This window comes from Mycobacterium sp. TH-M106 (assembly GCF_057473765.1).
Genome location: NZ_JBYCLE010000329.1, coordinates 1 through 4,945 on the forward strand (window position 1 = coordinate 1; position 4,945 = coordinate 4,945).

Consider the following 4,945-nt stretch of genomic DNA (forward strand, 5'->3'; position numbering starts at 1 on the left):
GTCTTCGTCGGCGGTCGAGGTATTCGCGCCACCGCTCGGGCGGGCAGGGCCGACCGCCGTGCGGGTGCTCGGGGATGATGAACCGCGCGATGCGTGCACCAACGCAGCTGTGAACCTGGCCCGCTGGGCCAAACCCATCACGACTCACCTCGATCCCCGGACCCCCAAGCAGCAGGCCGGGCCACCAACGCCCGCCGACGGGCGGCTCTGACCAACACCTGCGTGTTGGTGAAACCAGCCCGGCTGACGCGGGAACTGACGTTCACGCCGCACCAGCGGCCTGAACCGACGACACCCGAGAACGGCGGTGACGAACACTCAGCAGAGTTGTTCGACACGCTTTAAACAACACCCCTGCTGGATCAGGAGCTGTCACCAGCCGCTTTGGCGCGGACACACGATCGAAACGGCAGAGCGATTTGACCTTCCTCGACCAGCTTTAGCCGCTTTTACGACGAAATTCCCTGCGGTTCTCCCTCGGACCGTGCGATCGCGACCGCCTAGCGCCGGCGTCCTTGTGATCGGACCTGCCCAGTGCGTTCGCGTTCTTACGCTCCAGCGCCTCGCGAAACTTACGCTTGGTTTCGTCCTCGGCGGTGGAATCCGACTCGGATCGTGATTCGGCCATGACCGGAGGGTAGCGCGGCGACGATGCGGGCGGGAACCGCCCGGGGAGGAGCCGCGCCATCCAGCGCAGCGCGGCGACGATGCGGGCGGGAACCGCCCGAGGAGGAGCCGTGCCATCCAGCGCAGCGCGGCGACGATGCGGGCGGGAACCGCCCGAGGAGGAGCCGCGCCATCCAGCGCAGCGCGGCGACGATGCGGGCGGGAACCGCCCGAGGAGGAGCCGCGCCATCCAGCGCAGCGCGGTCAGCGCATGCCCGGGGGCATGCCGTACAGGTGCGAGATCGGCAGCGTCAGCACCACCCGCCGATCGGCGACCATGGCGCGGCGGTACTCCCCCCAATCCGGGTGCTCGCCTGAGATGCTGCGATACAAGGCGACCAACGCCTCGACGGCATCGTCGTCGGGCGCGGCAGCCGGTGCCGTCAACTCCGCGGTGCCCTCGGCGACAGCGTAGGCCCACCCGTCATCGGAGCTGACCAGAATCGATGCCCGCGGATCCCGCCTCAGGTTGCGCGTCTTGGCCCTCGGTTCAGTGATCGACACCTGCAGGACAAGGCTGCGCGGGTCGAAGTGGTACAGCACGTTGGACAGCTGGGGACGCCCATCGCGCTTGATCGTGGCCAGTACGCCGATCGAATTCCCGCTGATCACGGCCAGCAGTTTGTCATCGAAAACCTGGCGTCCCATGGGCGAAAGCCTACCGACCGCCCTGAGTCGCCGCGTCGTTACCATCAACGCCTATGACCCGCTACGCCGCGTTCTTGCGCGGTGTCAACGTCGGGGGCGTCAACCTCACGATGGCCGACGTGGCAGCCGCGCTCACTGACGCCGGGTTTGGCAACGTCCGCACCGTGCTGGCCAGCGGCAACGTCATGCTGGATTCGTCGGGCGATGTGGCGGCGGTCCGCACGAGCGCCGAGGCCGCGTTGCGGGAGCGGTTCGGCTACCAAGCGTGGGTGCTGGTCTACGGCATCGACACGGTGCGCGCCATCGTCGAGGCATATCCGTTCGAGCCGGAGGTCGCCGGGCATCACTCCTATGTCACGTTCGTCGCCGATGCCGTGGTCCTGGACGAGCTGGCCACGCTGGCCGACCAAGTCGGCACCGGTGAGAAGATCGCCCGCGGTGACGGCGTCATCTACTGGCAGGTAGCCAAGGGCGAAACCCTGAACAGCACCATCGGCAAGATAACGGGCAAGAAGCGGTATCAGTCCTCGACCACCACGCGCAACCTGCGTACGTTGGGCAAAGTGTTGAGCGGGTAGTGTTTCGGATCGATGAGCCCCGCTAAAGAAAAGGTCAACCTCAGCGGTGTATCGGAGACCGCGCTGCTGACCCTGTATGCGCGGGCGCGCGAAGCTCGCCGCGCCGACGGGATCATCGACGATCCGATGGCGATCTCGCTGGTCGACTCGATCGACTTCAACTTCGCGAAGTTCGGGCCAGTCCGCCAGGACATCGCCTTGCGTGCCTTGGCCTTCGACACTCACACTCGTCGCTACCTGCAGCACCACCCGTCGGCGACCGTGGTGGCGGTGGCCGAGGGCCTGCAGACCAGCTTCTGGCGTCTGGATACAGCCATTCCAGATGCCGAATTTCGTTGGCTCACAGTCGACCTTCCTCCCGTTGTCGATCTTCGCGAGCGGCTGCTGCCGACTCTGGAGCTGAAGCCCCGAGTGTCGGCGTGTGCCCAGTCCGCGCTGGACTACAGCTGGATGGACCGGGTCGAGGCGACCGCCGGGGTGTTCGTGACCGTCGAAGGCCTGTTGATGTACCTGCAGCCGGAGCAGGCGATGGGGCTGATCACCGAGTGCGCTAGCAGGTTTCCGGGCGGCCAGATGCTCTTCGACGTACCGCCTGCGTGGTTTACAATGCTGACCCGTCGCGGCCTGCGGACCTCGCTGCGTTACAAGTCCCCGCCAATGCCGTTCAGCCTATCGGTGGCCGACGCGGCCAACCTGGTCGATACGGTGCCCGGCATTCGCGCTGTCCGCGATCTGCAACTTCCGCCGGGCCGCGGCCTGGTGTTCAACACCGTGCTGTCGACCGCCTACCGGCTGCGCGCCCTCGACCGGCTGCGCCCTTCGCTGACGTTGCTGGAGTTCGGCTGACCGCCGTAAACCCGACGAGTTACGCGACGAGCGGCGGGCCCGGGTGCACGTCCACCCGCAGCAACTCGCTGAACTCCATCCGGCCGGTATCGCTTGAGCACGCTATGTTGGTGCTGTGCGGGTAACGGTGCTCAGCGGCGCGGGGATCTCCGCCGAAAGCGGAGTGCCGACTTTCCGCGACGACAAGAACGGCCTGTGGGCCCGCTTCGACCCCTATGAACTGTCCAGCGTCCAGGGCTGGCAGGAGCACCCCGAACGGGTCTGGGGGTGGTATCTATGGCGGCATTACCTGGTCGGTCAGGTCGAACCGAACGAGGGCCATCGGGCGGTAGCGGCCTTTGAGCAGCACGCCGAGGTGTGCGTCGTGACCCAGAACGTCGACGACCTACATGAGCGTGCCGGCAGTTCGACCGTGCATCACCTGCACGGGAGCCTATTCGAATTCCGTTGCGCGGCCTGCAGTTCGCCCTACACCGATGAGCTGCCGGATATGCCGGAGCCCGCGGTGCATATCGAGCCGCCACAGTGCGCGTGTGGTGGCCTGATCCGCCCGGACATTGTGTGGTTCGGCGAGGAGCTGCCACACGAAGCGTGGCGCGGTGCAGTCGAGGCGACCGAGGCCGCCGACGTGGTGATCGTGGTGGGCACCTCCGGGATCGTCTACCCGGCTGCCGGTCTGCCCGAGTTGGCGCTGGCGCGCGGCGCCACCGTCATCGAGATCAACCCCGAGCCGACGCCGCTTTCCGCTTGTGCGACGGTGACGTTGCGCGACACCGCGTCTCGGGCATTACCCGGGCTGTTGCAGAAACTTCCCGCGCTGTTGACTTAGCCCTTGCGCCGAGCCAGCGCCAACGACGGCGCGGCTGCGCACAGGTCGCGGTCTGTCCACAGAACGCGCCGTGAGCCTCGGCAAAACGTCAACGGCAAGGTCAGGACGGGCGCTGAGCGCGGCCTAGCGCGAACTCCGACACCGGCACCGGCGCCCAGGCCGGAAACTGGTAGCCGTGCCGGGCAGCCTGTGGCTGGAAACCGGCGGCGGCGATCATCTGCTCGGTCTCCCGGTGCGTGTGGCAGTTCCCGAATAACCGCGGCCACACCGTCGCGTCGGCGACGCGCTGCAGCACCCCCTGTGCGCCGTGACTGGCGACATGCTCGAAGAAGCGCAGTTCGCCACCCGGCCGGAGTTGCGAATACAGTTGGCGCAGCACATCTTCGGGTTCGTCGACCGAACACAGCACCAGCGAACACACCACCGCGTCGAACGGCTCGCCGACATCCAGCGCCTCTACGGTGCTCGCCACCACGCTGACCGGCACCGGAGCCGAAGACGCCGCGCCGCAAGCGACCTCACGCAGTCGCGGCTCCGGTTCCACCGCCACCACCTCGGTCACGGTGTCGGGGTAGAGCGCGAAGTTGGTTCCGACACCGGCGCCGACTTCAAGCACCCGCCCGGACAGCCCGTCGAGGTTCTCCCGCCGCCGGTCGCGCAGCCACTCGGTTTCGTGGCTCGACATGAATTTCCAGATCCGGGCGAAAAACGGGTTGTCGACGGTCGTTGTGTTGTTCAACGCCTACCTCCAGTCGTCCATCAGTCGTCCATCCATGCTGACGAGTCCAAACATATCCGCTATCCACAAGGTACTGGTCATGAAGGCCGTAGCAGATCCCGGCGCATCGGCGCCCGGACGGAGCCCTACCCGGCAGTAGGATTGCCACCGTTTTCCGAAGGTTGGCTCAAAGATCCCTTAATGGTGACCAATATGCTCAGTGCCATGTGGATCGACGACTCGAGCGCCGACGTCATCAAAGTTGACTTCGAAGCCCTCTACCACGGTGACCTCTTGGTAGAAGGTGACACCTCGGAGCAGCTTGAGGACGGGCAGGCGCTGGCCACCGCTAGCTGATCGCCGGCTGGATACGGCGCGGATCGCCACCGTTGCGGCGGCCGCATCTCTGGGGTTTCTCGACACAGTTTCGCTTCGATTCTTTGGCTACTTCCACGAGGAATCGTTGACTAACTGTACGATAGATCGTCGACTAGCCGATCGAGGAATTGTCAGTTTGCCGCTACGGCGGAAGGCCGGAATCGGGGAAGATCCTCAGCGCCGTTCCTACCTGGGGGCCATCCGGATGGCGCCGTCGAGGCGGATCACCTCGCCGTTGAGCATCGGGTTGACGATGATGTGCTCGGCCAGGGCGGCGTACTC

8 protein-coding genes and 1 pseudogene are annotated in these 4,945 nt (G+C 65.9%); 5 read left to right on the top strand and 4 right to left on the bottom strand.

The window, feature by feature from the left end:
• Positions 1-211 (top strand): hypothetical protein (locus AC2VOP_RS11380; protein ID WP_486961063.1); only part of this gene is annotated, 211 nt, incomplete at its 5' end.
• Positions 212-439: 228 nt separating this feature from the next.
• Here AC2VOP_RS11380 and AC2VOP_RS11385 read toward each other — a convergent pair.
• Together AC2VOP_RS11385 and AC2VOP_RS11390 are read right to left on the bottom strand one after the other, a co-directional pair.
• On the bottom strand, positions 440-628 hold the full coding sequence (locus AC2VOP_RS11385; RefSeq protein WP_486961064.1) for a DUF5302 domain-containing protein: 189 nt from the start codon (positions 626-628) through the stop codon (positions 440-442).
• A 242-nt stretch (positions 629-870) separates the two neighbouring features.
• Positions 871-1,314: a PPOX class F420-dependent oxidoreductase gene (locus tag AC2VOP_RS11390; RefSeq protein ID WP_486961065.1), complete on the bottom strand. Its 444-nt coding sequence runs from the start codon at positions 1,312-1,314 to the stop codon at positions 871-873.
• Positions 1,315-1,367: 53 nt separating this feature from the next.
• Here AC2VOP_RS11390 and AC2VOP_RS11395 point away from each other — a divergent pair, with 53 nt between their 5' ends.
• The 3 genes from AC2VOP_RS11395 (at position 1,368) to AC2VOP_RS11405 (ending at position 3,567) form a co-directional block, all read left to right on the top strand.
• Entirely contained in the window at positions 1,368-1,892 is a 525-nt protein-coding gene (locus AC2VOP_RS11395) for a DUF1697 domain-containing protein (protein ID WP_486961066.1), read from the top strand.
• A gap of 12 nt (positions 1,893-1,904) precedes the next feature.
• Positions 1,905-2,738: a class I SAM-dependent methyltransferase gene (locus AC2VOP_RS11400; protein ID WP_486961067.1), complete on the top strand. Its 834-nt coding sequence runs from the start codon at positions 1,905-1,907 to the stop codon at positions 2,736-2,738.
• Between the two features lie 115 nt (positions 2,739-2,853).
• A complete protein-coding gene (locus tag AC2VOP_RS11405; RefSeq protein WP_486961068.1) occupies positions 2,854-3,567 on the top strand; it encodes an NAD-dependent deacylase in 714 nt (237 codons plus the stop codon).
• 100 nt (positions 3,568-3,667) lie between these two features.
• Here AC2VOP_RS11405 and AC2VOP_RS11410 read toward each other — a convergent pair whose 3' ends face one another.
• Positions 3,668-4,252: a class I SAM-dependent methyltransferase gene (locus AC2VOP_RS11410; protein WP_486961069.1), complete on the bottom strand. Its 585-nt coding sequence runs from the start codon at positions 4,250-4,252 to the stop codon at positions 3,668-3,670.
• 258 nt (positions 4,253-4,510) lie between these two features.
• Here AC2VOP_RS11410 and AC2VOP_RS11415 point away from each other — a divergent pair, with 258 nt between their 5' ends.
• Positions 4,511-4,642, top strand: coding sequence for a hypothetical protein (locus AC2VOP_RS11415; RefSeq protein WP_486953678.1), 132 nt, complete (start codon positions 4,511-4,513; stop codon positions 4,640-4,642).
• 207 nt (positions 4,643-4,849) lie between these two features.
• On the opposite strand, the pseudogene AC2VOP_RS11420 reads toward AC2VOP_RS11415, so the two are convergent.
• Positions 4,850-4,945 (bottom strand): annotated as a pseudogene (locus tag AC2VOP_RS11420) (3-hydroxyacyl-CoA dehydrogenase); the annotation flags it as partial.

Excerpts from the sequence above, each read along its gene's own strand:
- AC2VOP_RS11410 (WP_486961069.1), bottom strand. The coding sequence starts at position 4,252 with ATGTCGAGCCACGAAACCGAGTGGCTGCGCGACCGGCGGCGGGAGAAC.
- AC2VOP_RS11390 (WP_486961065.1), bottom strand. The coding sequence starts at position 1,314 with ATGGGACGCCAGGTTTTCGATGACAAACTGCTGGCCGTGATCAGCGGG.
- AC2VOP_RS11400 (WP_486961067.1), top strand. The coding sequence starts at position 1,905 with ATGAGCCCCGCTAAAGAAAAGGTCAACCTCAGCGGTGTATCGGAGACC.
- AC2VOP_RS11415 (WP_486953678.1), top strand. The coding sequence starts at position 4,511 with ATGTGGATCGACGACTCGAGCGCCGACGTCATCAAAGTTGACTTCGAA.
- AC2VOP_RS11395 (WP_486961066.1), top strand. The coding sequence starts at position 1,368 with ATGACCCGCTACGCCGCGTTCTTGCGCGGTGTCAACGTCGGGGGCGTC.
- AC2VOP_RS11385 (WP_486961064.1), bottom strand. The coding sequence starts at position 628 with ATGGCCGAATCACGATCCGAGTCGGATTCCACCGCCGAGGACGAAACC.